22 protein-coding genes and 1 riboswitch are annotated in these 26,568 nt (G+C 64.6%); of the genes, 4 read left to right on the top strand and 18 right to left on the bottom strand.

Translation table 11 applies throughout. The features are described from left to right. The first annotated feature begins 107 nt into the window (after nt 1-107). A complete protein-coding gene (locus VOM14_RS18515; RefSeq protein ID WP_327630180.1) occupies nt 108-1,904 on the top strand; it encodes a tetratricopeptide repeat protein in 1,797 nt (598 codons plus the stop codon). 6 nt (nt 1,905-1,910) lie between these two features. On the opposite strand, the gene VOM14_RS18510 is transcribed toward VOM14_RS18515, so the two are convergent. The 11 genes from VOM14_RS18510 to VOM14_RS18460 form a co-directional block, all read right to left on the bottom strand. Continuing rightward, entirely contained in the window at nt 1,911-3,074 is a 1,164-nt protein-coding gene (locus VOM14_RS18510; RefSeq protein WP_327630179.1) for a TraB/GumN family protein, read from the bottom strand. Beyond that, entirely contained in the window at nt 3,067-4,086 is a 1,020-nt protein-coding gene (locus VOM14_RS18505; RefSeq protein WP_327630178.1) for a peptide ABC transporter ATP-binding protein, read from the bottom strand. Before VOM14_RS18505 ends, VOM14_RS18510 begins: the two co-directional genes overlap by 8 nt. Next, nucleotides 4,083-5,087, bottom strand: a complete 1,005-nt coding sequence (locus VOM14_RS18500) for an ABC transporter ATP-binding protein (RefSeq protein WP_327630177.1) — start codon at nt 5,085-5,087, stop codon at nt 4,083-4,085. Before VOM14_RS18500 ends, VOM14_RS18505 begins: the two co-directional genes overlap by 4 nt. After that, nucleotides 5,088-6,005, bottom strand: coding sequence for an ABC transporter permease subunit (locus VOM14_RS18495; protein ID WP_327630176.1), 918 nt, complete (start codon nt 6,003-6,005; stop codon nt 5,088-5,090). Nucleotides 6,006-6,010: 5 nt separating this feature from the next. Further along, a complete protein-coding gene (locus tag VOM14_RS18490; RefSeq protein WP_327630175.1) occupies nt 6,011-7,021 on the bottom strand; it encodes an ABC transporter permease subunit in 1,011 nt (336 codons plus the stop codon). Between the two features lie 150 nt (nt 7,022-7,171). Next, the gene (locus VOM14_RS18485; RefSeq protein ID WP_327630174.1) at nt 7,172-8,800 is read right to left on the bottom strand and encodes an ABC transporter substrate-binding protein; all 1,629 of its coding nucleotides are present in this window, start codon (nt 8,798-8,800) and stop codon (nt 7,172-7,174) included. 194 nt (nt 8,801-8,994) lie between these two features. Beyond that, nucleotides 8,995-10,638, bottom strand: a complete 1,644-nt coding sequence (locus tag VOM14_RS18480; protein ID WP_327630173.1) for an ABC transporter substrate-binding protein — start codon at nt 10,636-10,638, stop codon at nt 8,995-8,997. A 216-nt stretch (nt 10,639-10,854) separates the two neighbouring features. Further along, nucleotides 10,855-11,685, bottom strand: a complete 831-nt coding sequence (gene metF / locus VOM14_RS18475; RefSeq protein WP_327630172.1) for a methylenetetrahydrofolate reductase [NAD(P)H] — start codon at nt 11,683-11,685, stop codon at nt 10,855-10,857. Between the two features lie 11 nt (nt 11,686-11,696). Further along, nucleotides 11,697-12,050, bottom strand: coding sequence for a phage holin family protein (locus VOM14_RS18470; protein ID WP_013340808.1), 354 nt, complete (start codon nt 12,048-12,050; stop codon nt 11,697-11,699). 150 nt (nt 12,051-12,200) lie between these two features. Then, a complete protein-coding gene (gene ahcY, locus VOM14_RS18465) occupies nt 12,201-13,619 on the bottom strand; it encodes an adenosylhomocysteinase (protein ID WP_327630171.1) in 1,419 nt (472 codons plus the stop codon). Nucleotides 13,620-13,652: 33 nt separating this feature from the next. Continuing rightward, nucleotides 13,653-13,789: riboswitch (S-adenosyl-L-homocysteine riboswitch) on the bottom strand. Between the two features lie 117 nt (nt 13,790-13,906). Further along, a complete protein-coding gene (locus VOM14_RS18460) occupies nt 13,907-14,680 on the bottom strand; it encodes a glycosyltransferase family 2 protein (RefSeq protein WP_327630170.1) in 774 nt (257 codons plus the stop codon). 196 nt (nt 14,681-14,876) lie between these two features. On the opposite strand from VOM14_RS18460, the gene VOM14_RS18455 reads away from it, so the two are divergent. Continuing rightward, entirely contained in the window at nt 14,877-15,827 is a 951-nt protein-coding gene (locus tag VOM14_RS18455; protein ID WP_327630307.1) for a LysR family transcriptional regulator, read from the top strand. Nucleotides 15,828-15,858: 31 nt separating this feature from the next. Here VOM14_RS18455 and VOM14_RS18450 read toward each other — a convergent pair whose 3' ends face one another. After that, entirely contained in the window at nt 15,859-17,658 is a 1,800-nt protein-coding gene (locus VOM14_RS18450) for an OmpA family protein (protein WP_327630169.1), read from the bottom strand. Between the two features lie 122 nt (nt 17,659-17,780). Then, nucleotides 17,781-19,439: a GMC family oxidoreductase gene (locus tag VOM14_RS18445; protein ID WP_327630168.1), complete on the bottom strand. Its 1,659-nt coding sequence runs from the start codon at nt 19,437-19,439 to the stop codon at nt 17,781-17,783. A 373-nt stretch (nt 19,440-19,812) separates the two neighbouring features. On the opposite strand from VOM14_RS18445, the gene VOM14_RS18440 reads away from it, so the two are divergent. Beyond that, a complete protein-coding gene (locus VOM14_RS18440; protein ID WP_327630167.1) occupies nt 19,813-21,522 on the top strand; it encodes an isovaleryl-CoA dehydrogenase in 1,710 nt (569 codons plus the stop codon). Nucleotides 21,523-21,604: 82 nt separating this feature from the next. Then, entirely contained in the window at nt 21,605-23,023 is a 1,419-nt protein-coding gene (locus VOM14_RS18435; protein ID WP_327630166.1) for a coniferyl aldehyde dehydrogenase, read from the top strand. 48 nt (nt 23,024-23,071) lie between these two features. On the opposite strand, the gene VOM14_RS18430 is transcribed toward VOM14_RS18435, so the two are convergent. The 5 genes from VOM14_RS18430 to fliE form a co-directional block, all read right to left on the bottom strand. After that, nucleotides 23,072-23,440, bottom strand: coding sequence for an EscU/YscU/HrcU family type III secretion system export apparatus switch protein (locus VOM14_RS18430; RefSeq protein WP_327630165.1), 369 nt, complete (start codon nt 23,438-23,440; stop codon nt 23,072-23,074). Then, the gene (fliK, locus tag VOM14_RS18425; protein ID WP_327630164.1) at nt 23,440-24,975 is read right to left on the bottom strand and encodes a flagellar hook-length control protein FliK; all 1,536 of its coding nucleotides are present in this window, start codon (nt 24,973-24,975) and stop codon (nt 23,440-23,442) included. The genes VOM14_RS18430 and fliK overlap by 1 nt, the downstream gene beginning before the upstream one ends. A 68-nt stretch (nt 24,976-25,043) precedes the next feature. Further along, nucleotides 25,044-25,370, bottom strand: a complete 327-nt coding sequence (locus VOM14_RS18420; protein ID WP_327630163.1) for a flagellar protein FliT — start codon at nt 25,368-25,370, stop codon at nt 25,044-25,046. After that, a complete protein-coding gene (gene fliS, locus VOM14_RS18415) occupies nt 25,367-25,801 on the bottom strand; it encodes a flagellar export chaperone FliS (RefSeq protein ID WP_327630162.1) in 435 nt (144 codons plus the stop codon). The genes VOM14_RS18420 and fliS overlap by 4 nt, the downstream gene beginning before the upstream one ends. A gap of 242 nt (nt 25,802-26,043) precedes the next feature. Further along, nucleotides 26,044-26,394 (bottom strand): flagellar hook-basal body complex protein FliE, encoded by a 351-nt coding sequence (fliE, locus tag VOM14_RS18410; RefSeq protein ID WP_327630161.1) that lies wholly within the window; start codon nt 26,392-26,394, stop codon nt 26,044-26,046. Nucleotides 26,395-26,568: the final 174 nt, after the last annotated feature.

Here is a 26,568-nt window from a genome sequence, read left to right as displayed (position 1 = left end):
GTCCGAACGTCTGCCCATTGGGCCGAACCTAAGATGCTGGACGATCTCCCATCCACACTCGCCGGCGCGTGCAGCGCGCGTCGGCGGGGCTCCTCTCGCAGGTCTCCATGGAACATCAAATCCCGCATCACGACGGGCGCAGCGCGCCGCCTCCCGCCAATCTTCCCGCGCTGATCCAGGCCGCGCTCGACGCGCACCAGGCCGGCCGCTTCGACACCGCCGAATCCCTCTACCGCGAAATACTCGCGCTCGATCCGGCGAATTCGAAGGCGCTGCATTATTTCGGTGTACTGCACTATCAGCGCGGACAGCACGCGGCCGCGGCCGCGCTGATGAGCCACGCGTTGAAGCACGACCGTCACGACGCCGCCTGCTGGAGCAACCGGGGGCTCGCCGCCGCCGCGCTCGGCCATCTCGACGAAGCCACCATCTGCTATGACCAGGCGCTGCAACTGCAACCCGATTTCGCCGACGCCCGCAATAATTTCGGCGTCGCGCTCCAAGCGCAAGGCGCGTTGAACGAGGCGGTCGAACAGTATCGGCTGGCCATCGCGTCGAATCCGGCGCTCGTCGACGCGCATCTGAATCTCGGCGCGGCGCTCGGCAAGCTGAACCGGTTCGCCGAAGCGCTCGCGTGTTATCGCAACACCCTCGCGCTCGATCCGAACTCGGCGGAAGCGCATTTCAACTCGGGCAACGCGCACAACGCGCAGCGCGAGCACGAGGCGGCCATCGCCAGTTTCGAGCGCGCCATCGCGCTTCGTCCCGATTACGCGGAGGCGCATGTCAATCTGGGCAGCGCGATCGGCAAGCGCGGCGACTATGCGGGCGCCGAGGCGCATTACCGGCGAGCGGTGGCGCTGAACCCGAATCCGACGAACCTCGTGTGCCTGGGCGGTTCGCTCGGCGCACAAGGGCGGCTCGACGAAGAAGAAACGTTTTACCGCGACGCGCTGGCGCGCGATCCCAACTACGCCGACGCGCATCAGAACCTCGCGTGGCTTCTGCTCAAGCGCGGCGACTATGCGCGCGGCTGGGCGGAATTCGCGCTGCGCTGGCGCAAGAGCGATTACGACGCGCTCGCGGTTCCGGGCGTGGCCGAATGGCGCGGCGAACCGCTCGAAGGGCGTCGTTTGCTGGTGGTCGGCGAGCAGGGTTTCGGCGATCACTTCCAGTTCCTGCGCTATGCGCGCATGCTGCAGGAGCGCGGCGCGACGGTCGACGTCTGCGCGCGCGAGCCGCTGCTGGGCTTGGTCGAACGCATGCCGGGCGTGCATCGCGCGTTCAGCGGCAAGGCGGAAGGCGAATACGACTTCTGGGTGCCGATGATGAGCGTGCCGTCGTGCGTCGGCACCGAGTTGTCCAGCATCCCCACTAACCTGCCCTACATGTTCGCGGACACGGCGAAGGTCGAAGCGTGGCGCGAGCGGCTGAACGCGAGCAGCGGCGGCGAGCGCAAGATCGGACTCGTGTGGGCGGGCAGCGCGACGTTCGGCAACGACCGCTACCGGTCGATGTCGCTCGCCCACCTGCATCCGCTCGCGGGCGTGAAAAATGTGAGCTGGTATGCGTTGCAGAAAGGCCCGGCGCACGCGCAACTGGCCCGCGCGCCCCAGCCGTTGCGCGAGCACGACTTCATCGACGAGTTGCATGACTTCGAAGAAACTGGCGCGTTGATCATGAACCTGGATCTGGTGATTTCCGTCGATACCGCCGTCGCGCATCTCGCGGGCGCGCTCGGCAAGCCGGTGTGGCTGCTGTTGCCGGCCAACTCCGACTGGCGCTGGCTCGAATCGCGCAGCGACTCGCCGTGGTATCCGGGAATGCGGCTGTTCCGGCAGAAGGTGCTGGGGGAATGGGCGGAGCTGGTAGGGGAAGTCGTTAGCGAGTTGGAGCGAGGGTAGGCTCTCTCATCCCGCCTCAACCACAAACCCGCGCTGTCGCAAAAGTTGCAGCACGCCTTTGCGTCCGCCGAGATGCAACGTGCCGATCGCCACGAACACCGGTTTGTTGGGCGCGGCGATCAGCAGCATCCGCGAGACGAAGCGCCGGTTGCGCTCATAAACGATCTTGTTGTCGATCGAGTTCGACACGGGTTTGTCGCGTGCCAGCTTTTCGGTTTTCGCGGCTTCCCAGGCGGCGATCGCATCGGCGTCGCCCACACGCCAGAGTCGGTGCAAGGTCCGCACATCCTCCACGTTTTGCGCGGGCGTCTGCACCAGATCCTGCGCCAGCATCTCGCGCTGCTGCGCGAGCGAGAGCCCGGTGAAGGCGTGCATCTGCTGCGGCAAGGTTTCGAGACCCACGATCTTGCCGCGCGTGCGCAGATAGACATTCTGCAATTGCGCCTCGGTGCCGTACTCGGTCTGCAAACCGGCGCTGAGCGAGTCGTAGGTTTCCACCAGCAGCGAGGCGAGCCAGGGCCGCATCTTCTTGATCTCGTCGAGCGCCGCAGGATTGCCGCGCAGACGGGACGCGAGCTTGTGCCACAGCGGCTCGGGCAGGAGGCCAGGCAGACAGTCGCGGCGGCACACGCCGTACTTCGAGACGTCGTCTTGCGAGACCAGTAGCTCGTCGGGTGAGAGTTCCAGCGCGAGCGTCGGCGAGGCCGCCAGCGCGCCCATGATCGACGGACGAAACGGCTGCGCGGGAGGGTAATCGGCGGGATCGCCCACATGCAGCGTGCCGAGGACGTAGATGGTGGTCGTGCCGCGCGACGCGACATAGAACGGCATGTGGGCCGGCTGCACGCGCACGGGCCCGCTTGCGGTCGTGCCCGGCGTGGCGGGCGGCGGATTGAAACCGGGCAGCGCGGCGCGCGGCTGCGACGGCAGATTGGGCACCGGCAATGCCGGGCGCGCGCCCTGCGCGGCGGTATTGACGGCGGTAGCAGGCGTATTGGCCGCAGCGCCCGCGGCATGCGCGAGGCCGGTCAGCCCCGCGTCGAAACAAAAAACGCCCACGAGCGCGGCACCGGTCAGTGCACGCGCCCGCAAGCGTCGTATGAAGGCAGCGCGGCGGCCGCCATCACGCGAGCGGCGCGCAAGACGACGCGCCGCCGGCGCATCAGGCATCCACGTCCCCCACCTCCTCGGCGCGGTGACACGAGACCTGACGGCCATCCACTTCACGTAGCTTCGGCTCCTCGCTGCGGCAGCGGTCGATCACATACGGGCAGCGCTGATGGAACGTGCAGCCCGAAGGCGGATTGAGCGGCGACGGCATTTCACCTTGCAGCTTGATCTTGATGGTGCGGTCCGCCTCGAAGATGGACGGCGTGGCCGACATCAACGCGCGCGTGTACGGATGCCGCGGCTTCGAGAAAATCCGCTTTTTGTCGCCGAGTTCCGCGACGCCGCCGAAGTACATCACCATCACATCGTCGGCGATATGTTCCACCACTGACAGATTGTGCGAGATGAACACGTAGCTCGTCTTGAACTGCTCCTGCAAATCCATGAACAGATTGAGAATCTGCGCCTGGATCGACACGTCGAGCGCCGACACGGGTTCGTCGGCCACGACGATCTGCGGGTCCAGAATCATCGCGCGCGCAATGGCCACGCGCTGACGCTGACCGCCCGAGAACATATGCGGATAGCGCTTCGCGTGTTCCGGGCGCAGGCCGACGGTGCGCATCATTTGCGCGATGCGCTCGGCGCGCTCGGCGGCGCTCAGTTGCGTGTTGATCGCGAGTGGCTCGCCGAGCGTCTGCTCGACGGTCTTGCGCGGATTCAGCGACGCGAACGGGTTCTGAAACACCATCTGCACGCGCTGCCGCAGCGCCGCGATTTTCGCGTGATCGGCGCCCGCCACATCTTCGCCGTCGACCAGCAGGCGGCCAGCGCTGGGCGCTTCGATCATGGTGAGCTGACGCGCGAGCGTCGACTTGCCGCACCCGGACTCGCCGACCACGGCGAGCGTCTTGCCGCGCTCGAGCGCGAAGGACACACCGTTCAGCGCCTTGACCGTGCCGGTCGCGAACATGCCGCGCTTGACGGTGTAGTAGCGTGCGAGCTGGTCGGCAACCAGCACGTGATCGCCCGCATGGCCGGACTGGCGCCGCGTTTCGAGTACAGCGTTCATCGTGCGCCTCCGTGGGTGTGAACGTTGGCGTCGCCGCTCAGGTTCAGGGGTTTGATGCAACGCACGCGCGCCAATTCGACGTGACCTTGCATGGGTGCGAGCGCGGGACGTGCCTTGTTGCAGTCGTCCACCACGTACTTGCAGCGCGGCGCGAACAGGCATCCTTTCGGACGGTCGTCGCGTCCCGGCACCATGCCCGGCAGCGCGGCGAGCCGCACCGCGCCCACGTTGTGCTCGGGGATCGCCGCCAGCAGCGCTTCCGTGTATGGATGATGAGGCGCGGCGAAAATATCCGGCACCTTGTTCGTTTCGATCACTTCGCCAGCGTACATGACCGCGACGCGCTGCGCGACCTCGGACACCACCGCGAGGTCGTGTGAGATCAGCACGAGCGCCATGCCGCGCTCTTTCTGCAAGCGCATCAGCAGTTCCATGATCTGCGCCTGGATGGTCACGTCGAGCGCGGTGGTCGGCTCGTCGGCGATCAGCAGTTTCGGGTTGCAGGCAATCGCCATGGCGATCATCACGCGCTGGTTCATGCCGCCCGACATCTGATGCGGAAACGCGCCGATGCGGCTCTTTGCGTCGGGAATGCCAACCTGATCGAGCAGTTCGAGCGCGCGTTTGTCGAGCGCGCCGCCGCGCAGGCCTTCATGCAGCTTCAGCACTTCCTTGATCTGATAGCCGACCGTGTAGCTCGGATTCAGACTCGTGAGCGCGTCCTGAAATACCATCGCGATGTCTTTGCCGATGACCCGGCGGCGTTCCTTCGCCGATGCCTTCAGCAGGTTCTTGCCGTTGAAGGTGATTTCGTCCGCCGTGACTTTGCCGGGTGCGTCGATGAGGCCCATCAGCGCCATCATCGTCACGCTCTTGCCCGAGCCCGATTCGCCGACGACGCCGAGCACTTCGCCCGGCGCGACGTCGAGATTGATACGGTCGACCGCGGGCAGCCCGTTGAAGTTCACCGCGAGATTGCGGATGGTCAGTAGATTGTTCATTTAAGCCATCCGTTTCAGTTTCGGATCGAGCGCGTCGCGCAGCCCGTCGCCGAGCAGATTGATTGCGAGCACCGAGATCAGGATGGACAGACCAGGCATCGTGACGATCCACCATGCGCTGTCGATATAGTCGCGCGCCGACGCCAGCATCGCGCCCCACTCCGCCGACGGCGGCTGCACGCCGAGGCCGAGGAAGCCGAGCGCCGCAGCGTCGAGAATCGCCGACGAAAAACCGAGCGTGGCCTGCACGATCAGCGGCGCCGTGCAGTTGGGCAGCACTTGCGAGAACATCAGGCGCAACGTGCCCGCGCCGGCCACGCGCGAGGCCGTCACGTATTCCTTCTGCAACTCGCCTTGTGCCGACGCGCGCGTCAGACGCACATAGCCGGGCAACGCGACGATCGCGATCGCGAGCATCGTATTGACGAGGCCCGGACCGATGATCGCGACCACCGCCACCGCGAGCAGCAGCGAGGGTAGCGCGAGCAGCACGTCCATGATGCGCATGATCGGCGTGTCGGCCCACTTCTCGAAGAACGCGGCGATGAGACCGAGCACGATGCCCGGAATCAGCGCGAGCACCACCGACACGAAGCCGATCCAGAACGACAGCCGCGCGCCGTACATCAGGCGCGAGAGGATGTCGCGGCCGGCTTCGTCGGTGCCGAGAATGAACTTCCAGTTACCGCCTTCGAGCCAGGCAGGCGGAACCTTCACGAAGTCGCGGTACTGTTCGATCGGGCTATGCGGCGCGATCAGCGGCGCGAAAATCGCGACGACGATCAACAGCAGCACGATGATGCCCGCGCCGACGGCGCCACGGTTACGCGAAAAATTCGCCCAGAATTCACGGGCGGCGATAGCGCGGCCACTCGGAGGCGTGACCGACTGGGGGACTGTGTTTTGAATGTCTGCCATCGTGGTTACCTCGTATGGCGAATGCGCGGATTCAACACGCCGTACAACAGATCGACGATGAGGTTCACGAAAATCACCAGCGTGGCGATCATCAGAATGCCGCCCTGCACCACCGGATAATCGCGTCGTCCAATTGCGTCGATCAGCCATTTGCCGATACCCGGCCACGAAAAGAGCGTCTCGGTCAGCACCGCGCCCGCGAGCAGCGTGCCGACCTGCAAGCCGATCACCGTCACCACCGGAATCAGCGCATTGCGCAATGCATGCACGACGATCACGCGTGCCGGCGACAACCCCTTCGCGCGGGCGGTACGGATGTAATCCTCGCGCAGCACTTCGAGCATCGACGAGCGCGTCATGCGCGCGACCACCGCGAGCGGAATTGTGCCGAGCACGATGGCGGGCAGGATCAGATGGCTCAGCGCGGATGTGAACGCGCCTTCGTCGGTGGACATCATCGCGTCGATCAGCATGAAGCCGGTCACGTGCGGAATGTCGTATTCGACCGCGATGCGGCCGGACACCGGCGTCCAGCCGAGCTTGACCGAAAACACCATGATGAGGATCAGGCCCCACCAGAAGATCGGCATCGAATAGCCGGTGAGCGCCGTGCCCATCACGCCGTGATCGACCGCCGTGCCGCGCCTGAGCGCCGCGAACACGCCCGCCGGCAGGCCGACGATCAGCGCGAACAGCATCGCGCAGATCGACAGTTCGACGGTGGCCGGGAAGCGGGCAAGAAATTCGCCCATGACGCTGGTGTTGGTGATGATGGAGGTGCCGAGGTCGCCGTGCACCGCGCGGCCAATGTAATGGACGTACTGCATCGGCAGAGGTTCGTCGAGTCCCAGCCGGTGCATTGCCGCGGCGTGCATGGCGGGATCGACGCCGCGCTCGCCCATCATCACTTCGATGGGGTCGCCCGGTATCAGGTGAATCAGCGCGAATGCAAGGATCGTGATGCCGATGAACGTCGGTATCACCATGCCGATGCGGCGCAAAACAAAGCGGAACATGGTTCGTCCCTATGGTCTTGGTGAAGAAAAAACGCAACCGGCGACGAGGGCTCGTGACCCCGGTCGCCGGACCATTTCGACCAGTTTTCTAACCGTGCGAAAAGCGTACTGCGCAAATTTTACGACTTGCCTGACAGGATATCCGGCGTGTTACTTGACGCTGACGCCATCAAAACGCGCGTAGCCGAGCGGCTCGATACGCATATCCACCACCTTCTTGCTGACAGGCTGGTAGACCGTCGAGTGAGCGATCGGCGAGAACGGCAGTTGCTGCGCGAAAATCTGCTGCGCCTGCGTGTAGGCCGTGGTACGCGCGCCCTGGTCGGAGGTCGAGCGGCCCTTCTGGATCAGATCGTCGAACGGCTTGTAGCACCACTTCGAGAAGTTGTTGCCGTTCACCGCCTCGCAGCCGAGCAGCGTGCCGAGCCAGTTGTCCGGATCGCCGTTGTCGCCGGTCCAGCCGATCAGCATCGTGTCGTCTTCGCCTGCGTGAGCGCGCTTGATGTACTCACCCCATTCGTACGTGACGATCTTCGCCTTCACGCCGATCTTGGCCCAGTCGGCCTGGATCATTTCGGCCATCAGGCGTGCATTCGGGTTGTACGCGCGCTGCACCGGCATGGCCCACAACGTGATGTCGAAGCCGTTCGGATAACCCGCCTTCGCCAGCAGGGCTTTCGCCTTTGCCGTATCGTAGGACGCGCTCTTCAGGTTCTTGTCGTAGGACCATTGCGTCGGCGGCATCGGGTTCGTGGCCGCCTGGCCTGCGCCCTGGTACACCGAGTCGATGATCGCCTTCTTGTTGATCGCCATGTCGAGCGCCTGACGCACTTCGACCTTGTCGACCGGCTTGTGCGTCACGTTGTACGCGAGGTAGCCCAGGTTGAAGCCCGGCTGCGACGGCATCGCAATGTTCGCTTCAGCCTTCAGCGGCGCGATGTCGGCCGGACGCGGATAGCTCATCACCTGGCATTCGTCGCGCTTGATCTTCTGCACGCGCACGCCGGCGTCCGGCGTGATCGAGAAGATCAGCTTCGAAATCTTGACCGCGTTCGGCTTCCAGTAATCGGGATTGCCGTCGAAACGGATGGTCGCGTCTTTCGTGTAGCTGCGAAAAATGAACGGACCCGTGCCGACCGGGAACTGGTTGATGTCGGCAGCCTTGCCGGCCTTCATCAGTTGATCGCCGTATTCGGAGGACAGGATCGACGCGTATTCCATCGCCAGATTCTGGATGAACGGCGCGTTGACTTCCTTCAGCGTGAATTTGACCGTGTAGGGATCGACCTTTTCCACGCCAGTGATCAGCTTGTCGAGGCCCATGTCGGTGAAGTACGGAAACTGGACAGGGTAAGCCTTATGAAAGGCCGAGTTCGCGTCGAGCATGCGCTGGAACGTGAACACGACGTCGTCCGCGTTGAACTCGCGCGTCGGCTTGAAGAACGACGTGGTCTGGAACTTCACGCCATGACGCAGATGGAACGTGTAGGTTTTGCCGTCGGCGGAAACATCCCACTTTTCGGCGAGGCCCGGTTCGACCTTGGTGCCGCCGCGCTCGAATTCGACGAGGCGGTTGTAGACGGTGAACGTATTAGCCGTAAAGTCCGTGCCCGTGGTGTATTGGGCCGGATCGAAACCCGCGGGGCTGCCTTCTGAGCAGTAGACCAGGGTTTTATTCGGAATCTCAGCGCGGGCGATACTCGCGCCCAGCATCGATGCCGCTGTGGCGGCGACGAGCGTCGTAACACGCGCGGCGCGCAACAGATTGTTTTGCTTCATGTTTCCTCCAGGTTCGTGGCCGGCTCCCGCCGGCGTAGCGCGATATTACTTGAGCAAGGTGCGCACCAACAAGCGGAGGAAAACACCCCGGTTGACGATCGGAAACGATTTGTGCATCAAAAAAGCCGCAAGCCGGCGCGGGCCGGGCATGCGGCTTTCGAAGAGGGGCTCAGGCAGTAGCGGCCCGCCGCCGGTTATTTGAGCCCGACGTTCATGAATTGCGTCGGGCCGAACGGATCGATCTTGAATCCCGTGACGCTTTTACTCATGGGCTGATACACGGTGGAATGGGCAATGGGTGTGAACGGCACCTGATCCTTGAAGATTTCCTGCGCTTCCGTGTAAGCCTTGGTGCGCTCGGCCATATCCGTCGTGCCGCGGCCTTTGCGGATCTGGTCGTCGTAAGGTTTGTAGCACCATTTTGAAAAGTTACTGCCTTTCACCGCATCGCAGCCGAGCAAAACGCCGAGCCAGTTGTCGGGATCGCCATAATCGCCGGTCCAGCCAATCAGCATCGCTTCATGCTCGCCGGCGTGCGCGCGGCGAATGTATTCGCCCCACTCATAAGTAACAATTTTCACCTTCACGCCGATTTTCGCCCAGTCGGATTGCAGCATTTCAGCCATGAGGCGCGCATTCGGGTTATAGGGCCGTTGAACCGGCATGGCCCAGAGCGTCAGCTCGAAGCCGTCGGGATAACCGGCCTGTTTCAATAGCGCTTTGGCTTTGTCGGTGTCGTAAGGCGCGTCTTTCAGATTCTTGTCGTAGCCCCACTGGGTGGGCGGCATCGGGTTCGTTGCGGCCTGACCCGCGCCCTGATAAACCGACTCGATAATCGCCTTCTTGTTAATCGACATATCCAGCGCGCGGCGCACCAATACATTGTCGAGCGGTTTCTTGCTGGTGTTGTAGGCGATATAGCCGAGGTTGAAACCCACCTGATTCGGCATGGCGAGCGACGTGTCCGCTTTAACCGCCGGAATATCAGCAGGCCGCGGATACGCCATCACCTGACATTCGCCGCGTTTGAGCTTTTGCAAACGCACCGCTGGATCGACCGTAATGGCGAATATCAGCTTGCTGACTTTCACGACGCCCGGCTTCCAGTAATCCGGATTACCGTCGAAGCGAATGGTGTCGTCCTTGGTATAACTGCGGAAAATAAACGGGCCGGTGCCGACCGGATATTGATTGATATCCGACGCCTTGCCCGCTTTCAACAGTTGATCGCCATATTCCGACGACAGAATCGACGCGAACGGCATCGCAATCTGCTGCAAGAACGGCGCATCCACTTCTTTCAGCGTGAAACGCACGGTGTACGGATCGAGCTTTTCGATCTTCGAAATATTCTTGGCGAGGCCGAGGTCGTTGAAATACGGGAACGGCACCGAATACGCCTTGCGGAACGGCTGCTCCGGATCGAGCATGCGCTCATAGGTAAAAACGACGTCGTCGGCATTGAATTCGCGCGTGGGCTTGAAGAACGACGTCGTCTGGAATTTCACGCCGTGTCGCAAATGGAACGTGTAGCTGAGGCCGTCGGGCGACACGTCCCATTTTTCGGCGAGGCCGGGTTCGATGTCGGTGCTGCCGTGGGCGAACTCCACGAGCCGGTTATAGACCGTGTAGGAACCCGCGCTGAATTCGATGCTGGTCGTGTATTGCGCCGTGTCGAAACCGGCCGGGCTGCCTTCGGAACAGAACACGATGGTTTTGTCGGGCAGACTGGCCGCGCCGGCGGCGCCGGGCGCGAGACTGGCGGCCAGCAGCGCGCAGGCGCTCAAGGCTGGAAGGCAGGTGTGGCGAACCGCAAGAAGCAACTTGGTTACCGTCATCACTTTCTCCGCACAGCAGCCACGTCAGCTGCGGTTTTGATCATAGACAGCACAAAAACTCTGTTCAATGCGGGCTTACGCGTTGCAAAGAATAGGGAAAACGCCGATTGTTGCGATCCCGTAGACGTCAAAAGCCCGTCGCATAAGGGCGAAAAAAAACCGCGCGGCCGTGAAGCCGCGCGGTTTTCTGTCTGCGCCAGTGCATTTTTGCGTGGTTTATGTGTTCAACCGCTCACAAATTGCCTTGGTCGCCGCCGCGCCATTGAGCGTGTAGAAGTGCAAGCCCGGCACTTTCGCGTCGATCAGGCGTTGACACAGGTTTGTCACCACGTCGAGCCCGAACGCGCGAATCGACTCGCGGTCATCGCCGAAACTTTCCAGCCGGCGCGCGACCCAGCGCGGCACTTCGGCGCCGCACATCTCCGAAAAGCGCATGAGTTGCGAGAAGTTCGTGATCGGCATGATGCCGGGCACGATCGGCACGTCGACGCCGAGCTTGCGCGCGTCGTCGACGAAACGGAAGTACGCGTCCGCGTTGAAGAAATACTGCGTGATCGCGGAATTGGCGCCGGCCTTCACCTTGCGGGCGAAGTTTTCCAGATCGTGACGCGGCGAGCGCGACTGCGGGTGATATTCCGGATAGCCGGCCACCTCGATCCAGAACCAGTCGCCGAACTCGGCGCGAATAAAGCTCACCAGTTCCGACGCATACCGCAACTCGCCGACCTCGCCCATGCCGGACGGCAGATCGCCGCGCAGCGCGACGATATGGCGAATGCCATGCGCACGGTATTGATTGAGAATCGCGCGCAGGCTCTCTTTCGACGAGCCGATGCACGACAGATGCGGCGCCGCTTCGAGCCCTTCCTTCGCCATATCGACGACGGTATCGAGCGTGCCTTGTTGTGTCGAGCCGCCCGCGCCGAACGTGACGGACACGAACTTGGGCTTGAGCAACGCGAGTTGCGCGCGGGTGGCGCGCAGCTTGTCGACGCCTTCCTGCGTCTTCGGCGGGAAGAATTCGAATGAAAGTTCGATCGGATTCATGATTCAGTAAGTCAACCGAGACTACGGTTGCCGAAAATAAGCGCGGACAGCAGCCACGAAACGATGCTGTACAGAATCGAGCCGAAGAACGCCGACCAGAACCCCGACACTTCAAAGCCCTTCAGCAGCGACGCGCACAGCCAGAAACACAGCGCGTTGACCACCAGAATGAAGAGCCCGAGCGTGAGAATCGTCACGGGCAACGTCAACAGAATCAGCACCGGACGCAGGATCGTGTTGATCAGTCCGAGCACCACCGCGACGATCAATGCGGTGCCGAAACTGCGGATGTGAATCGACGGAACGAGATAGGTGATGATCAGGAGCGCGAGCGCGTTGATCAGCCAGGTCAGCAGCACGGTCATGTCAAGCTCCTTGCGGGCAGAATGTCCATTGAACGAAATGAGGCAACAGGCATGGCGAATCAGGCGGCGCTGGCGCGCCGCCTGTCGTCCAGCCATCATGCATTCAGCCGCCCTCGCCTCGCGGCGGAGGGCGAACGCGAAGGCGCGTGCTTAGTAGCGATAGTGGTTCGGCTTGAACGGACCGTTCTTGTCGACGCCGATATAGCCAGCCTGCGCGTCCGACAGCACGCTCAGTTGTGCGCCGATGCGCGCGAGGTGCAGGCGCGCGACCTTCTCGTCCAGATGCTTCGGCAGCACGTACACACGGTTCTCGTACTTGTCGCCTTGCGTGAACAGTTCGATTTGCGCGAGCGTCTGGTTCGTGAACGAGTTCGACATGACGAACGACGGATGGCCGGTCGCACAACCCAGATTCACCAGACGGCCTTCGGCCAGCAGAATCACGCGCTTGCCGTCCGGGAAAATGATGTGGTCAACTTGCGGCTTGATGTTGTCCCACTGGTATTGACGCGTCGAGGCCACGTCGATTTCCGAGTCGAAGTGACCGATGTTGCAGACAATCGCGTTGTGGCGCATCGCCTTCATGTGGTCGTGGTTGATCACATGGTAATTGCCGGTGGCCGTCACGAAAATGTCGGCCTTGTCGGCGGCGTATTCCATGGTCACGACGCGGTAGCCTTCCATCGCCGCCTGCAATGCGCAGATCGGATCGATTTCCGTGACCCACACGGTTGCGCCCAGACCGCGCAGCGATTGCGCGCAGCCCTTGCCCACGTCGCCGTAACCCGCGACCACGGCGATCTTGCCCGCGATCATCACGTCGGTCGCGCGCTTGATGCCGTCGACCAGCGACTCGCGGCAGCCATACAGGTTGTCGAACTTCGATTTGGTGACCGAGTCGTTGACGTTGATCGCCGGGAACGGCAGGCGCCCTTCCTTTTCCATCTGATACAGACGATGCACGCCGGTCGTGGTTTCTTCCGTCACGCCCTGGATGTGCGACAGACGCGTGGAGTACCACGTCGGGTCCGCGTCGAGGTGCGAAGCGATCGACTTGTACAGCGCGACTTCTTCCTCGTTGGTCGGCTTGGCGATCACCGAGCGGTCTTTCTCCGCCTTCGAGCCGAGGATCAGCAGCAACGTCGCGTCGCCGCCGTCGTCGAGAATCATGTTGGCGAACTCGCCGTTCGGCCATTCGAAAATGCGGTGCGAGAATTCCCAGTATTCGTCGAGCGACTCGCCCTTGAACGCGAACACCGGCGTGCCCGACCTGGCGATGGCAGCGGCCGCGTGATCCTGCGTCGAGAAGATGTTGCACGAAGCCCAGCGCACGTCGGCGCCGAGTGCGGTCAGCGTTTCGATCAGCACGCCGGTCTGGATCGTCATGTGCAGCGAACCGGCGATGCGCGCGCCCTTCAGCGGCTGCTGCGCCTTGTACTCGTCACGCGTTTGCATGAGACCGGGCATTTCCGTCTCGGCAATCGTGAGTTCCTTGCGACCCCAGTCGGCAAGCGACAGGTCGGCAACGATGAAATCCTTGTTCTGGGAATCGATAACTGCGGCGTTCATCACGCCCTCCTTTCTAAGAAATTGACTAGAAATTTGACGTGAGCGCGGTTCGATGCGGTGGATGGGGCAGCGCCAGGCGCCTCCGGGTCCTCCGATTGAAGCCTTCGAGCCTGGCGGGCGGCCGGCGAATATGCTGATTCGCGGTACCCGTCGCAACGCTCCTCGAAGACGAACGGCGATTGTAGCAAATCGAGATGAGCGTGGGGCGGGGATCGGGTTTGGTTTGGCCCATGCGCTGGACGGCGCGTCGGCCAATGCGTCGTGGGATGCGTCGGCCTGCTCACGGCCTACGCCGCACTGTCGGCCGGCATGTCCGCGGTCCGCAATTGCGCGATGTTTGCCCGCGCCGCGTCGACGAACTGTCGCGAAAAGTGGAACGCGTCGGCGACATCGGCGGAAGACGGCGTCTGCCAGCCCAACGCGACGCGGAAATAGCGCTCGGCGTGAATGCCCGGGTGGTAATGCATGCGCACGCGCTGCGCGTCGTGCAGACGCGGATTGCCGAACAACTCGCGCAGCGCCCACGAAAACGCGCCGTCCTCGCCGCCGATACGGCGAAACGCGTCATCCATCGGAAAGCCGCCGAGCGCCGCGTACACGGCGCGCCGCATGACGAGACTGCTCGGCACCGTATTGCTGAGCGTCGCCGCGTGCAGCGCGAAGTCCGCGTGGCCGGTGATGTCGGCGGGAAAATTCACGTACTCGACGTCGAGCCGCACCGACACCTGTTTCGGGTGGCGCGTGAGAAAGCCGCTGGCCGCCGACAACGCGCCGGGCAGGTATTCGTCGTCGGCGTCGAGGAAGGCGAGCAGGACGTGCGGCGCGTGCATCGCGCCCCAGTTGCGCGCCCGCGCCGCGCCGCCGTTGTACGGCATGCGCAACAGCCTGATGCGCGGATCGACGCGCGCATAGCCGAGGACGAGTTCGGCGGACGCGTCAGAGGAAGCGTCGTCCACGACGATGATCTGCGCCGCTTCCGCCTGAAGCCGGCAGCTCTCGAGCGCGCGGCCGAGCGTCGCGGCGCCGTTGTAGCACGGGATAACGATCGAAATGGGCGTCATGGATGAAAGTGAATAAAAATCGGCAGCGATTGCCCGAAAAATAGCCGCCGATGTTAGCGCGCTCCACGCCGCGCCCATCTTGAATTAGCGGACGCCTTGTCATGGGTCGAAATGCGCCGCGCCCGCCCTCGCCGCCATAAATGGCATGACTTACAATCCGGCGAATCATTCCAATATGGAATTCGGAGCCCGGATCGTGGAATTGCGTGCGTTGCGGTATTTCGTCGAAGTCGTTCGGCAGCAGAGCTTCACTGTCGCCGCCGAGCAGATGTTCGTCACTCAGCCCACCATCAGCAAGATGGTGAAATCGCTCGAAGACGAAATCGGTTCGCCGCTCTTGCTGCGCGAAGGCCGCCAGATGGTGCTTACCGACGCGGGCCGCATCGTCTACCAGCGTGGTCAGGATGTGCTCGCGGCGCACGCGCAATTGCAGGCGGAGTTGAACGACCTCGACACGCTTGGCCGCGGCGAACTCACCATTGGCATTCCGCCGATGGGCGGCTCGCTTTTCACGCCCGCCATCGCCGTGTTCCGCCAGCGCTATCCGAAAATCGAACTGAAGCTGTTCGAGCAGGGCTCGCGCGCCATTGAGGCCGCGCTGATCAACGGCGAACTGGAGCTTGGCGGCGTGCTTCAGCCGGTCGATCCCGACAACATCGACGTGCTGCCCATTACGCGCCAGATGCTGTGGCTCGTCGCGCGCACTGGCTCGCGCTGGGACGATCTGCGCGAGGTGCCGCTGGCTCAACTCGCCAACGAGCCGTTCGTGTTCTACGGCGAAAGCCTCGCGCTCAACGACGTCGTGCTGAATGCCTGCCGCGCAGCCGGTTTTGCGCCGACCATTGTCGGGCGCAGCGGACATTGGGACTTCATGGCGGCGCTGGTGCTGGCCGGCGTTGGCATTGCGCTGCTGCCGGCGCCGTATTGCCGGCGGCTCGATGCCGCGCAATTCACCTGCCGGCCGGTTGTCGAGCCAGATATTCCCTGGGAAATGGCGATCGGCTGGCGTCGTGACGGCTATCTGTCGCACGCGGCGCGCGCCTGGCTGGAGGTGGCCCGCGAAACGCTTCCCGGCCGCGCCGGCGACGACCTCATGCTTGGCCTGACGGGCATCGCCGCGCCGATCCAGACGCCGGGCGCGGAATAACGATCCGCTCCGGCTCCGCAAACGCCCACGCTTACTGCTGCGTGACGAACTCGATGCGACGATTCGCGAAGCGTCCGCCTGCGGTGCCGTTACTCGCGATCGGACGAGCCTCGCCATAACCTTGAGCGCTCAGCGAGTCCGCGGGAACACCGGTTCTGACGAGATACGAGCGGACCGCTTCCGCGCGGTGCTTCGACAGTTGCAGGTTCGCCTGCTCGCCGCCGACGTTGTCCGAGTAGCCCGCCACTTCGAGCTTCGCTGGCCGGCCGTTACGCGCGCACGCGTGCAGCACGCGCGCCGACTGGTTGAGGTCTTCCGCCGCCGACGCCGGCACACGGGCGCTCGCGTTCGCAAAATTGATCACTTGCAGGTTCAGCACCTTGGCGACGTCGGCTGCCACGCAGGTCGCGTCCGGCGCCAGCAGCGCCTGAATCGCGCCGCGGAAGTTCGCCGTGGCTTCTTCAACGGCCCGCTGCACGTCGAACGTCCCGATCTCGTATGAAGCGCCGAACAGCGATTTCAGCGTGTTCAGCCAGCCGAGCTTTGCGTTGGCGGCGGCGCCGCTCAGTTCGATATGCGTGCCGTCGAGTTTCACCTCGGCGCCCGGCACGCTCATCAGCGGCAGCAGACCGTCGAGGCGAGACAGCCAATCGGCGGGCTTCGTCGCCGGATCGACGGTGACATTCGCGTTGAAATTGTAGGGGCCGAGGCGCTTCGTCAGTTCGTCGACGAGTTGCGTCTTTTCCGCCTCGCTGCCCAGCGTGGCGGTAAGCGTCGGCCTGCCGCTTTCGCCGACTGTGAACGTTAGCTGGGAGTTTTTGGCCGGCGCGGCGGCTGCGGCCGGCTGAGGCGCTTCTCCGGCTTCGCTGGACGCAGCCGTGGGCGCCGAAGCCGCGACGGTCGCCCGCATGGACGCCGCGACTTCGCTCGCCGCGACTTCGCTCGCCGCGACTTCGGCTGCCAGTGGACGAGAAGCCCCGGCTGGCGCCCACGCCGCCTGCGGCGCGACGGCATGTTCCACGGCCTGCCCCGCTTCCGCGCGGCCGGCCCGCTGCGGCTTGGAGAAGCCGCCCGGAAACAGATAAACCAGCGCCGCCGCGAGCGCCATGATCGCGAGCAGCGGCCACCACAGCCACCCGTGCGCGCGGCGCTCTTCGCGCACCACGGCGTCGGCCGGCACCTGAACGGCGGCTGTGACCTCCGGCGTGGGCGTCGCCGTCGGCGTGGGATGTTCGATATGAGCGGACACCGCCCTCAGTTGCGCCAGCACGCTGCCGGCGAAAGTGGCCGCACTGCCCAGGCCGAGCGAGGCCAGCAGGCGGTCGTTCAGATACGGCGCGATGAGCGGCATCTGCTGGCCCAGCAACGCGGGCAACTGGCCGACGCTGCTCCGGCTCCTGAACAAGTGCTGCTTGAGCACGCCCAGCAGGGTCGCGCCGACAATGCCCGTGAGGGCATGCGTGGCGTGCGCCGGGACACCGGTTTGGGCCGCGACCTCGTCGCTGAGCGTGTCGGCGCGGCGGTCGAGCGACCCTTCGAGCAAACGGCGCCCCGCATTTTCCAGTTCGCTCACGCCGCCCGTGCTGCTGGTCAGGTGCGGCAACTCTTCGCCGATTTTTCCGTTTACCTGCGGCGAAACGACAGTGGCGAACAACGACCGGGCGCCTTCCAGCGTAGCCGCCTTCTGCATGAGACCGGCGAGCAGCGCGGGCGCCGCAGTGCTGATCACCGCGCGCGCCGCTTGCGGCGGCAAGCCGATGCGCGTTCCCAACTGCCCCACCACTTCGTCGGTCAACCCCGACTGAATCGCGTGAATCAAATCGATGCTCATGCCTTCGCTTCCTTGAGTTCCGGGACTCGCCACCTGACGCGCCGCTGCGTGTACCTTCCTTAAGCGTCGCGATTATAGGTACCGGGAAGTCTCATAAAACGAATGGCACAATTTATGACGATTTAGACGACGTTCGTCTGATTTTTCTCATATTTAGCACCGAAAGACGGCGCATCGGCTTTCGCTTCGTGGCGGCTCGCCGCGATCAGTTCGGCCGCGCGCTCGCCGATCATCACCGTGGGCGCATTCGTATTGCCGCCGATCAGCGTCGGCATCACCGAGGCGTCGACGATCCGCAGTCCGGTCACGCCGCGCACGCGCAATTGCGGATCGACGACCGAACGCGCGTCGCCGCCCATCCGGCAGGTCGCGACCGGGTGATAGATCGTGTCGGCGTGTTCGGCGATGGTCCGCCGCAACTCCGCGCCGGACTGCCCGGCACGCGTATACAACTCGCGCCCGCCATGCAGCGCGAGCGACGGCGCGTCGAGAATGCGCCGCGCCATCTGCACGCCTTCGACCAGCAGATCGAGATCGCGCGAATCGCTGAGAAAACGCGGATCGATGACTGGCGCCGTGCGGGCATCCGCGCTCGCGAGCGTCACGGCGCCGCGACTGAAGGGCCGCAGCACGCACACGTGCAGCGAATAGCCGTGGCCCCAATGCATATGGCGGTTGTGATCGTCGACGAGCGCCGCGCAGAAGTGCAGTTGCAGATCCGGCCGCGCGAGCGTCGGCTGGCTCTTCAGAAAGCCGCCCGCTTCGGCGACGTTGCTCGACAGCATGCCGCGTCCGTGGCGCATGAAGGTGACGAACTGCGGCGCCATCCGCGCGATGCCGCGAATCGAAAAGCCGGTCGGCTCGATCGACGACACGCGCTTGTTGATTGTGAAATCGACATGGTCGATCAAGTTCTGGCCGACCTCGGGCGCGTCGTGCAACACCTCGATGCCGTGCGCGCGCAGATGCGCGGCCGGCCCGACGCCCGAGCACATCAGCAGTTGCGGCGAGTTGAAGGCGCCCGCCGCGAGCACGACTTCCGCGCGCGCCCTGAGCGTCTCGTGACGCCCGCCGCGCACGATCTCGACGCCGCTCGCGCGCTTGTCGTCGAAAATCACGCGCAGCACGGTGGCGTCGGCGATCGTGTGCAGGTTGGCGCGCTCGCGGTCGTAGAGGTACGCGCGCGCCACGCTGCAACGCCGGCCGTCGCGCTGCGTCACCTGATAGAAGCCGATGCCTTCCTGATCGGCGCCGTTGAAATCGCTGTTCGGTTTGTGACCGGCTTCCATCGCCGCCTGCACGAAACGCCTGGAAAATGGGTTCTGGTAGCGCAGGTCCGACACGGTGAGCGGGCCGCTGTCGCCGTGCCACGCGTCGGCGCCGCGCTCGTTGCCCTCGGCGCGCCGGAAGTACGGCAGCACCTCGCTCCACGACCAGCCGTCGCAGCCGAGTTGCGCCCATTCGTCGTAATCGAGCGGATGGCCGCGCGTGTAGATCATCGCGTTGATTGCGCTCGATCCGCCGAAGCCGCGTCCGCGCGGTTGATAGCCTTGCCGGCCGCCCAGGCCCGGTTGCGGCGTCGTGAGATAGCCGTAGTTCGTTTTGAGCTTGTACGGCACGACTGCGGCGACGCCTACCGGCATGTTCACGAACAGATTGCGGTGCGTGTGCGGCCCCGCCTCGATCAGCGCGATCGTCGCGTCGGGGAAGCGGTCTGCGAGACGGCTCGCGAGCGTGCAGCCGCCCGAGCCAGCGCCTACGATGATGTAGTCGTATTCCATCGCTCCTCCTGATGGGCCGCGTGACTCGCGCACCCTGTCTCGTGCACACTTGTCTACGTGTGTTTCACCGGCATTGTAGGGAGCGTTTTTAAGGCGCGGCAGTCTTGCGTCAGAGCGATTACTCTAAACGCAAGCGCCGTCGCGCCCCTATGATGAAAGTCCCGCGCGGGCCCGCCGGACGGCCTCGCGCAGCATTCAAACACGGTCCGCGCGCGTCGCGCTTCCCGCGCGCGGCGCACGCGCAACGATCAAACAGCGTACCGCCGGCAGACGCGTGCATGGCGCCACACATTGCGCCAAACGCGGCGCAAAATACGCCACGAAAAGCGCGCCGGCGAGCCTGCCGCGAACCCGCGGCGAATGGAGACAACAGATGCAACGCCATAGCTTTGGTCAGACTCACGAAGTCACCAATCAGGTGCCGCCGCTCGCGAACTACAACCTCCTTTCCAGCGACGCCGCGCTGTCCGCCGCGCTCGAACGCGACGGCGCCGCGTGGCACGGCGCGGCGCTGTTGCGGCACGGCGCGGCGCTGACCACGCCCGAGACGCTCGCGCTCGCCGAACTCGCCAATCGACACACGCCCGAGCTCGTCACGCACAGTCCACGCGGTGAGCGGATCGACGCGCTGGAGTTTCATCCGTCGTGGCATGCGTTGTTGTCGCTGCTGCGCCGCGAAGGTCTGCACGCGCTGCCGTTTTCCGATCCGCGACGAGGCGCCATGGCCGCGCGCTGCGCCGGTTACTTCCTGCACGCGCAGATCGAATCCGGCTCGCTTTGTCCGTTGACCATGACGTTCGCGAGCATTCCCGTGTTGCAGCGCGAACCGCAGTTGTTCGACACGCTGCGCGACAAGCTCTTTGCGCGCGCGCACGATCCACGCGATGTGCCGCTCGCGCAAAAAACGTCCGCGATGATCGGCATGGGCATGACCGAAAAACAGGGCGGATCGGACGTGCGCAGCAATCAGACGCAGGCGCGCGCGATTGCCGCCGGCGGCCGCGGCGGCGCTTACGAACTGGTCGGCCACAAATGGTTTTTCTCGGCGCCGCAATGCGACGCGCATCTCGTGCTCGCGCGCACGCACGATCACGTCGGTCTGTCGTGCTTCTTCGTGCCGCGCTTCACGCCCGACGGCAGCAAGAACACGGTGCAGATCCAGCGTCTGAAAGACAAGCTCGGCAACCGCTCGAACGCGAGCAGCGAAGTCGAATTTCTCGACGCGTTCGGCATCATGATCGGCGACGAAGGACGCGGCGTGCCGACCATCATCGAAATGGCGAATTACACGCGGCTCGATTGCGTGATCGGCAGCGCGGCGCTGATGCGCGCGGCGCTCGTGCAGGCCATTCATCACGCGCGCCATCGCAGCGCGTTCGGCCGCAATCTCGTCGATCAACCGTTGATGCGCAACGTGCTCGCCGATCTCGCGCTCGAATCGGAAGCCGCCACGGTGCTGTTCATGCGGCTTGCGCGCGCGTTCGAGCCATCCGCCGACGCGGGCGCGCCAACCGCTGCGGCAAGCTCGCCGGCCGCGCTTGCCGAGCGCGCGTGGCGGCGCATCGTCACGCCGGCGTCGAAATACTGGGTGTGCAAGCGCACGCTCGAATTCACCGGCGAAGCCATGGAAGTCTGGGGCGGCAACGGTTATGTCGAAACCGGCCCGATGGCGCGCTTCTATCGCGAAGCGCCCGTCAACTCGATCTGGGAAGGCTCGGGCAACGTGATGTGCCTCGACGTGCTGCGCGCGATGGAGCGCGAGCCCGAAGCGGCGCAGGCGCTATTTGCCGAATGGCAAGCGGACGCCGCCGCGCATCCGGCGTTGAGGGCCGCGCTCGGCAAGCTCGCCGCCATGCTCAATGGGCCCGCTGAACATCGCGAAGCGTCGGCGCGGCGCATCGCGCAGCAGATCGTGCTGATCGCGCAAGCCACGTTGCTCGTCAAGCACGCGCCCGCCGCCGTCGCCGACGCGTTCATCGCCACCCGTCTCGCGGAAGGTTGCGGCGAAAGCGGGCGCGTGTACGGCACGCTGCCCGCCACCTTCGATCATGCGGCGATCATCGAGCGGGCTTTTCCGGGTTGAACCTGGCGAACACAGCACCAACGCGGCAACAACACAATAAGCGCGGCACGAGCGCGCAACTTTCATCAGGGAGTGGTGAACAATGAAAAACGATTTACCCGAAGTCGCCGCGCTGCAAGCGCTGCTTCGCGATCAGCGTCACGCGTATTTGCGCGCGCCGTATCCTTCGTGGGAAACGCGCGCGTCGCATTTGCGGGCGCTGCGCAAAGTCCTGCTCGATCATCGCGACGCGCTCGCCAATGCCATGAGCGCCGACTTCGGACATCGCGCGAAACAGGAAGTGTTGCTCGCGGAATTTCTGCTGGTGAAGGAAGAAATCGACGCCGCGCTGCGCCACGGCAAACGCTGGATGAAACCGCAGCGCCGCAGCACGAACAAATGGCTGCTGCCGGCGCGCGCGAAGGTCGTGCCGCAGCCGCTCGGCGTGGTCGGCATCATCGTGCCGTGGAATTATCCGGTGCTGCTCGCCGCCGGGCCGCTGATCAGCGCGTTGAGCGCGGGCAATCGCGCGATCATCAAGATGTCCGAGCTGACGCCGCGCACCTCGGCGCTCTTCGAGCAGTTGATCGGCGAGACTTTCGCGCGCGATCACGTGGCCGTGGTGAACGGCGACGCCGCGCTCGCCGCCGCCTTCAGCGCGCAGCCGTTCGATCATCTGCTCTTCACCGGCTCGACCAAAGTCGGCCACGACGTGATGCGCGCCGCCGCCGACCATCTGACGCCCGTCACGCTCGAACTCGGCGGCAAGTCGCCGGCGATCATCGGCGCGCACGCGCGTTTCGACAATGCCGTGGACAACCTCATCGCCGGCAAGACGCTCAACGCCGGGCAAACCTGTGTCGCGCCGGATTACGTGCTGGTGCCGCGCGGCGCGGAGCAGGCGTTTGTCGAGCGGGCGCGCGCGCGCATGGCGAAGATGTATCCGGACTTCGCGCGGAACCCGGATTACACGTCGATCATTTCGCCGCGCCACTTCGCGCGGCTTGCGCGTCTCGCCGACGAAGCGCAGGCCGCCGGCGCGCAACTGCATCCGCTCACGGACAGCGCGCCCGACGCGGTGAGCCGCCGCTTTCCGCTCGTCGCCGTGACGAACGCGCCCGACGAATGCGAACTGATGCAGGAGGAAATCTTCGGGCCGCTGCTGCCGATCGTTCCCTACGACACCCTCGACGACGCCATCGCGTGGATCAACGCCCGGCCGCGTCCGCTCGCGCTGTATCTGTATGCGGACGACGCCGCGACCATCGAACGCGTGACGCACGAAACCATCGCGGGCGGCATGGCGATCAACGAAACGCTGATGCATCTGGCGTGCGAAAGCCTGCCGTTCGGCGGAGTCGGTGCAAGCGGAATGGGCGCGTATCACGGCTATGAAGGCTTCGTGACCTTCTCGAAGATGAAGCCCGTGTTGACGCAGGCGCGGCTCAACGCGCGCGGCTGGATTTCGCCGCCGTATGGCAAGCGCGTGAATGCGCTGCTGAAGCTGATGATGCGGTTTTGAGCGGCGAATCGCGGACTGAGTCGCCGCAGCCCGTTTCCGCCTGAGTGCTTATCGCACGCCGCCGCCTTCGATATCGACCGCGACGACGTCGGTGACGTCGTCGGCGCCGTGGCGGGCGGTGTTTGGCGCGGCGGGCGCGGACTCGTCCTCCGCTCCGCTTTCCAGCCGATGCAGCCACGCCAGCAATTCGGCGACCGCCTGATAAAGCTGCGGCGGAATGCGCGCGTCGAGATCGACCTGCATCAGCAGCGACACCATTTCGGGCGCTTCGTGCACGTAGAGGCCGGCTTCCTTGGCTCGCTGCACGATCATCTCGGCCAGCATGCCGTAGCCTTTCGCGATCACGCGCGGCGCGGGCTCGCCGCCATGAGTGTCGTAGACGAGCGCAGCCGCGCTGCGGCGATGTGTGCGGCTCATTACATGTCCCAGTCGAAATCGTCGAGCGGCGCTGCGGCCGCGCGGGGCGAACCGGCGGTGCGCGGCGCGCGCCGGCCGGTGCCGGCCGCCGCTGCTACCGCTGCACTTGCCGATGCGGTCGATGCGGTCGATGCATTTGAAGCGGCCGCGCTGGTTGAACTCGCCGCTGAACTTGCCGCCGCAGCCGAGCGCGCATACGCCGAAGCCGCCGCCTGAGCAGCCGCTGCGGCGCCGGCTGCCGCCGCGCCGGTCGCCGGCGCGCCGCCGCCGATCTCGCGAATCGTCAAACCGTTCAACTGGATGCCGGCCGCCGCGAGGCGCTGACGGAAGCTCTCGCCCTGCATCGCGAGACGCGCCGCGCCGCCCGGACTCGCCTGCACGCGCGCGACGAGCCGCGTGCCGGTCAAGGTCAATTCGGCGTCGACGGTGCCGAGCGTCGGCAGCGACAGCGTGAGCCGCGTGCGCCACGGCTGGTCGTCCTCGCTCGCGGCGCCGCCGCCGCTGCGGTCCCATTCGTCGCCTTCCTGCTCGATTGTCCAGTCGAGTTTCGCGCCCGGCCATGCTTCGCCGGTCCAGCGGAACTGGCCGGTCGCGAGCAGATCCAGTTGCTGACGTACGAGCGGCACGGTGGCAGGATGAACCGCGGCCGCCATCTGCGGATTTTGCGACGAGCCGCCATCCGCCGACGATGCCGCCGCGTTATGCAGCCCTGAATGCGTGGGCTGGCCGTTCAGGTCGGACAGGGAATTCGCCAGCACTTCGCCAGCGGCAAAGCGCGCGGCCTGCGCGGTTTCGATCGACGGCATCGCGCGGCCTGCGGTGTTGGCGGAATTGGCGGCGTTGGGGTTATTGGCGTCGGCGGCGCCAGACGAGCCGTTCGCGGCGGCGCCGATGCCTGACCGCCCAGCGGCGCCGGCCGCCGCTGCGGCGCCGGCCTCGCCCGCCCAGTTGGACGGCAGTTGCGCGGCAGCCACGAGCTTGTTCTGCGGCTCGCCGGCGAGCGCCTCGGGCGAGCGCTGACCGCCCAGCCATTGCGCGAGATGCGCCTCGTAGAAAAGACCGCTGTCGCCGACTGTTTGCGCAAGCGCCGCCGCAAGCGCCGCGACGGGCACCTGCGTGGCCGCGATATTCGCCGTGGCCGCCGAGGCGGAAGCATTGGCAGCGGCATTGGCAGCGGCATTCGAAGCCGTGCTGGAAGCCGTGTTGGAAGCGGTGGCCGCGTCGGCCGGCGGGACAGCGCCGACTACGACATCGAGCGCGGGCGCTGCGGCCCAGATTGGCGTCTGGCCCACGATAGCGGAGGTCGCCTCGCCGCCCGAACGCACGATCGCGTTGAGCGTCAGCGCGACGGCGGACAGCGCGGTTTGCGCGGAAGGCTGCGGCGCGGACGGCGCGACCGGAGCGGCCGTGGCGAGCGCGGTCTCGACATCCGCCGCGCCGGTCTGGCTGGCGGCCGCGCTGCCCGGCGAGATGTTGAGCAGGCTGTCGATGCGGGTCGCGAGCAGCGAGGCGACGGCCGTGTCGATTCCGTTCATGCCGATTCCTTGATCACATTGGCGGCAGCGCGCTCAAATTCATACGGTCCGGCGCCTCGCGGCGAGACTCAGCGTGCCCCGTAAAGCTCCTGGAGCACTCGGGACGGTCGTCCGCCGAACAGCGCCGACAGTTTGGCGAGGCTCGGACTGGCCAGATCACGGATCGCGGCGTCGTCGGCGAGGATTTGCCGGATCAGCGCGTATTTGCGCAAGCGCTCCGTCTCGTCGAGCTTGACGCCGCCTTCGGCGTCCTTCAACGCGTCGACGAGCAGCCGGTATTCTTCCTGCAAGTGGACCAGATCGCTCCACAGTGCGCGTCGGGCAGCCATCAGCATCCGGCAGGACAGCGCTGCGATAGCCTCATAGCGGGCGAAATATTCTGCGTTCGATGTCATCTCATGCTTTCCGCGGCCGGCTGGGCTGCCATCCGCGCTATCTCCGGGGCAATCCCGATCCAGGCTTCTTCGAGCGTCGCCAGCAGGCCGTCGACCTCAACCAGCATTGCCTCGCTCTCTTTTATATTGGCTTCCAGCAGCCGGCGCGACATATAGCTATATAGCGCGTTCAACCGCTGCGCAATCTCGCCGCCCACCTCAAGGTTGAGCGACTGTTGCAGCCCGCTTTCGACGATTTGAATCGCCTTGCCGATCGCCTCTCCACGAGCCGGCACATTGCCCTGCTGCACATGCATCCGCGCTTGCGCGATTGCCCGCCGGGCCCCTTGATACAGCATCACGATCAGACGATGCGGACTCGCGCCCATCACCCCTGTCTCGACGCCGACGCGTGCGTACGCATTGGCTCCAGAGTGTCCTGGGGAAAACATCGGCGCTCCTCCTCAATTGCAACTACTGCGGTTGGTCGTGGCAGCCCATTCGGGTGAGTTGCCTCACCCCGATTCATGCCTGTATCTGGTTATCGGATACGCAGCAGGAAAGCTTTAGGCCGGTGTAAGGAGGATTAAGGGGCCAGGTTGCGCGACCGTGAAAAAAAAGGCCGCGCGGCGTGCTGACAGGCGGTCGCGGCCAGGCGGGCGGAACCATCTTGCCGCCAGAGCCGCGGTCTTGTTCAGACCTGCATCTGCATGATGTCGTTGTAGGCGGACACCAGCTTGTTGCGCACCTGCAGGCCGAACTGGAAGCCGACATTGGCCTTCTGCATATCGACCATCACGTCGTTCAGCGACACGTTGGACGCGCCAAGCTCGAACGCCTGCGATTCGCCGACCGCCTTGGTCTGATCGCCGCTGATCTTGTCCAACGAAGCCTTCAGCGCCGACGCAAAACCGCCGGCCGTAGCCGCGCCGGACTCACCTGCGGCCGAAGCGCCGGTTGCCGCGGTGCTGCCGCCGGCAGCCTGCGCGGCCATCGAATGCAACTGTTGCAGCGCCGACGAAATCGCGTTCACGGGCAAAGTCATGTTCTCTCCAGTAATGACGGACGGCACGTGGAAAACAGTACCGATCTGAACGAAAGCATAGCAGCGGGCGTTTAGGGAAAGCCCCGAAACTAGGGGGGAAACCCGGCTCTATTCAAGCAATCGGGTGAAGCCGCCGTGCGGATAATTTCAGTCGTGAAAGTATCTGTCCGTACT

It is taken from the genome of Paraburkholderia sp. MPAMCS5 (genome assembly GCF_036016995.1).
GTDB lineage: Bacteria > Pseudomonadota > Gammaproteobacteria > Burkholderiales > Burkholderiaceae > Paraburkholderia.
Note: the sequence above shows the minus strand (reverse complement) of the source record. Positions and strands in the feature narration are given on the sequence as shown.

Coding starts and splice junctions, on each gene's coding strand:
- VOM14_RS18495 (WP_327630176.1), bottom strand. CDS start 6,005: ATGGCAGACATTCAAAACACAGTCCCCCAGTCGGTCACGCCTCCGAGT.
- VOM14_RS18505 (WP_327630178.1), bottom strand. CDS start 4,086: ATGAACGCTGTACTCGAAACGCGGCGCCAGTCCGGCCATGCGGGCGAT.
- fliS (WP_327630162.1), bottom strand. CDS start 25,801: ATGTTTTCCCCAGGACACTCTGGAGCCAATGCGTACGCACGCGTCGGC.
- VOM14_RS18470 (WP_013340808.1), bottom strand. CDS start 12,050: ATGACCGTGCTGCTGACCTGGCTGATCAACGCGCTCGCGCTCCTGATC.
- ahcY (WP_327630171.1), bottom strand. CDS start 13,619: ATGAACGCCGCAGTTATCGATTCCCAGAACAAGGATTTCATCGTTGCC.
- fliK (WP_327630164.1), bottom strand. CDS start 24,975: ATGAACGGAATCGACACGGCCGTCGCCTCGCTGCTCGCGACCCGCATC.
- VOM14_RS18490 (WP_327630175.1), bottom strand. CDS start 7,021: ATGTTCCGCTTTGTTTTGCGCCGCATCGGCATGGTGATACCGACGTTC.
- VOM14_RS18440 (WP_327630167.1), top strand. CDS start 19,813: ATGCAACGCCATAGCTTTGGTCAGACTCACGAAGTCACCAATCAGGTG.
- metF (WP_327630172.1), bottom strand. CDS start 11,685: ATGAATCCGATCGAACTTTCATTCGAATTCTTCCCGCCGAAGACGCAG.
- VOM14_RS18460 (WP_327630170.1), bottom strand. CDS start 14,680: ATGACGCCCATTTCGATCGTTATCCCGTGCTACAACGGCGCCGCGACG.
- VOM14_RS18450 (WP_327630169.1), bottom strand. CDS start 17,658: ATGAGCATCGATTTGATTCACGCGATTCAGTCGGGGTTGACCGACGAA.
- VOM14_RS18445 (WP_327630168.1), bottom strand. CDS start 19,439: ATGGAATACGACTACATCATCGTAGGCGCTGGCTCGGGCGGCTGCACG.
- VOM14_RS18435 (WP_327630166.1), top strand. CDS start 21,605: ATGAAAAACGATTTACCCGAAGTCGCCGCGCTGCAAGCGCTGCTTCGC.
- VOM14_RS18480 (WP_327630173.1), bottom strand. CDS start 10,638: ATGACGGTAACCAAGTTGCTTCTTGCGGTTCGCCACACCTGCCTTCCA.
- VOM14_RS18510 (WP_327630179.1), bottom strand. CDS start 3,074: ATGCCTGATGCGCCGGCGGCGCGTCGTCTTGCGCGCCGCTCGCGTGAT.
- VOM14_RS18485 (WP_327630174.1), bottom strand. CDS start 8,800: ATGAAGCAAAACAATCTGTTGCGCGCCGCGCGTGTTACGACGCTCGTC.
- VOM14_RS18430 (WP_327630165.1), bottom strand. CDS start 23,440: ATGAGCCGCACACATCGCCGCAGCGCGGCTGCGCTCGTCTACGACACT.
- fliE (WP_327630161.1), bottom strand. CDS start 26,394: ATGACTTTGCCCGTGAACGCGATTTCGTCGGCGCTGCAACAGTTGCAT.
- VOM14_RS18515 (WP_327630180.1), top strand. CDS start 108: ATGGAACATCAAATCCCGCATCACGACGGGCGCAGCGCGCCGCCTCCC.
- VOM14_RS18500 (WP_327630177.1), bottom strand. CDS start 5,087: ATGAACAATCTACTGACCATCCGCAATCTCGCGGTGAACTTCAACGGG.
- VOM14_RS18420 (WP_327630163.1), bottom strand. CDS start 25,370: ATGACATCGAACGCAGAATATTTCGCCCGCTATGAGGCTATCGCAGCG.